Annotated in this window: 4 protein-coding genes; all 4 read left to right on the top strand. The window is 57.9% G+C overall.

The features are described 5' to 3' along the window. Window positions 1-126 precede the first annotated feature (126 nt). On the top strand, window positions 127-375 hold the full coding sequence (locus ABD892_RS02960; RefSeq protein ID WP_425559153.1) for a helix-turn-helix transcriptional regulator: 249 nt from the start codon (window positions 127-129) through the stop codon (window positions 373-375). A 91-nt stretch (window positions 376-466) separates the two neighbouring features. Continuing rightward, window positions 467-1,345: an ATP-binding protein gene (locus tag ABD892_RS02965; RefSeq protein ID WP_345193690.1), complete on the top strand. Its 879-nt coding sequence runs from the start codon at window positions 467-469 to the stop codon at window positions 1,343-1,345. Window position 1,346: 1 nt separating this feature from the next. Further along, a complete protein-coding gene (locus ABD892_RS02970) occupies window positions 1,347-1,973 on the top strand; it encodes a hypothetical protein (RefSeq protein WP_345193693.1) in 627 nt (208 codons plus the stop codon). A 69-nt stretch (window positions 1,974-2,042) separates the two neighbouring features. Next, on the top strand, window positions 2,043-2,234 hold a 192-nt coding region (locus ABD892_RS02975), incomplete at its 3' end, for a hypothetical protein (protein ID WP_345193695.1).

The raw sequence follows: 2,234 nt of genomic DNA on the forward strand, positions 1-2,234 counted from the left end.
ACCCGGATGTCGTTAAATTCCACTTTTCTGCTTCCGTCCCCCGCCTGATCCCCCTCGTCCCCCAACCATCCCCCGGCCTTTCGCCATCATTAATCCTGCCTCTCGAGCAAAAAAGGAAAAACGATGATGGATTGTTATCTCACACCGTCGGAACTGGCGCGTCGCTGGAATTTTTCAGAGCGTTCGCTGGGTGTCTGGCGGGTCAACGGGCAGGGACCGCGTTACCTGAAAATTGGTAACCGGATCCGTTACCGGGTAGAGGACGTGGAAGCCTGGGAGCAGGCGCATATGTACCGGCAGGTTGGACAGCCTCCGGTGGGCACGGAGGACAAGGCGCCANCGTGCAGGAACTCAATCATGCCAGCCGCTGTTTAAAGCGTTTGCACAATGCCCGCTACCTGCGTCGTTTAACCCGGGCTCGTGAGATCGTCTGTTCGCTGGAGTCGGACCAGTTGGGAGGTGACGTATGAAGCTTCCCATTATTACCGCAGAGCAGCGGCAACAGGAGCACAAGGGCGTCAAGGCCGTGCTGTTGGGGCAGAGCGGTGTAGGCAAAACCTCGCAGCTGTGGACGCTGCCAGCAGACAAAACCCTGTTTATTGATCTGGAAGCGGGTGATCTCGCTGTCCAGGGTTGGCAGGGGGACACTGTGCGTCCACCCACCTGGCCGGATTTTCGTTTGCTGGTGGCCTTTATCGCCGGTCCTAACCCGGCCCTTGGAGAAAAGCAGCCGTATTCCCCGGCGCATTATCAGGCCGCCTGCGAGAAGTTCGGTGATCCGGCAGGGCTGGATAAGTACGCCATCTTCTTTGTTGATTCGATTACAGCGCTGGCCAGACTCTGCTTTCAGTGGAGCAGTAAGCAGGCTGAGGCGTTCAGTGAGCGAACCGGCAAGCCCGATACCCGCGGCGCATACGGGTTGCATGGCAGGGAGATGATCGCCGCGTTGAATCACCTGCAACATGCACGGGGTAAACACGTGATCTACGTGGGGATCCTGGAGGAGCGGGTAGACGACTTTAATCGCCGGATCTTCCAGCCCCAGATCGAGGGCTCACGGACGGGTCTGGAGCTCCCCGGGATTGTCGATGAAGTGATCACCATGGCCAGCCTGCCGGACGAACAAGGCAACCTGCAGCGCAGTTTTGTCTGCCAGACACTCAATCCCTGGGGCTTTCCGGCCAAGGATCGCAGTGGGCGGTTGGACCAGACCGAACCGGCCCATCTGGGGAAGTTGCTCAGGAAGATCAGCCAGCCATTAGCTGAGCGACAGTTGCAGTACGCCACCAGCGCACCGGCACAACCGCAGACAGAACCCCAACAACCATCGCAACAAGGAGCGTGAAATGAATCAGTCTAACCAACAACCTAACAATGACTGGAATGACTTTAACAATGCAACAGTGCAGGAGGATTACGACGTCATCCCCAAGGGGACGCTGGCCAAGGTCCGCATGACCATCAAAGCCGGTGGCTACGACGAGCCCCATATGGGCTGGACCGGCGGTTGGGCAACTCTGGGCGAGACCGGTGCTGCCTATCTCAATGCCGAGTTTGTGGTGCTGGATGGTCAGTATGCGAAGCGCAAGATCTGGAGCCTGATCGGTTTGCACAGTCCCAAGGGGCCGACCTGGGCTGAGATGGGGCGCAGTTTTGTCCGGGCGATGCTTTGCTCATCGCGGAGGGTGCGTCAGGACGATATCAGTCCACCGGCAGTCAAGGCGCGTCGTCTGAATCACTTCGGTGAGCTCAACGGGATTGAGTTTGTGGCGCGCATTGGTGTTGAAACGGACAGCGATGGTGAACAACGCAACATCATCAAGTCCGCAATTACCCCTGAGCACAAGCAGTACCAGGCATTGATGAATGCTGTCGCTCAACCACAGCAGACGCAGTCTGGCCACCAGCCCGGTCATACCAACCCTGATTATGCCTTCCAGCAGCCACAGGAGTCGTACTGGGACGGGCAGTAATGGACGACGCCGGTCTTGCGGGACCGGCTTTTCACAGGTTGGCAGTGGTCATATGAATGGATAACAGTGATGAGTGATTGGCTGGACTTTAACGACGCGCTGGTGGCTGATGAATCTGCGCCGGGGTTGGATGTGGATGAGTTACGTCATCGTCTGCTGCCGCGGTTGCCTGAATATTTGCAAAGCCTGCTGCCTAACGGGCGAGTGTCAGGCCATGAGTTTGCGGTGGGCAATGTGGCCGGGGAGGTGGGTAAAAGCCTC

Source organism: Kistimonas scapharcae (genome assembly GCF_039540975.1).
Taxonomy (GTDB): Bacteria; Pseudomonadota; Gammaproteobacteria; order Pseudomonadales; family Endozoicomonadaceae; genus Kistimonas; species Kistimonas scapharcae.

Bases quoted from the DNA above. Each gene is read 5' to 3' on its own strand.
- ABD892_RS02970 (WP_345193693.1), top strand. From the start codon at position 1,347: ATGAATCAGTCTAACCAACAACCTAACAATGACTGGAATGACTTTAAC.
- ABD892_RS02965 (WP_345193690.1), top strand. From the start codon at position 467: ATGAAGCTTCCCATTATTACCGCAGAGCAGCGGCAACAGGAGCACAAG.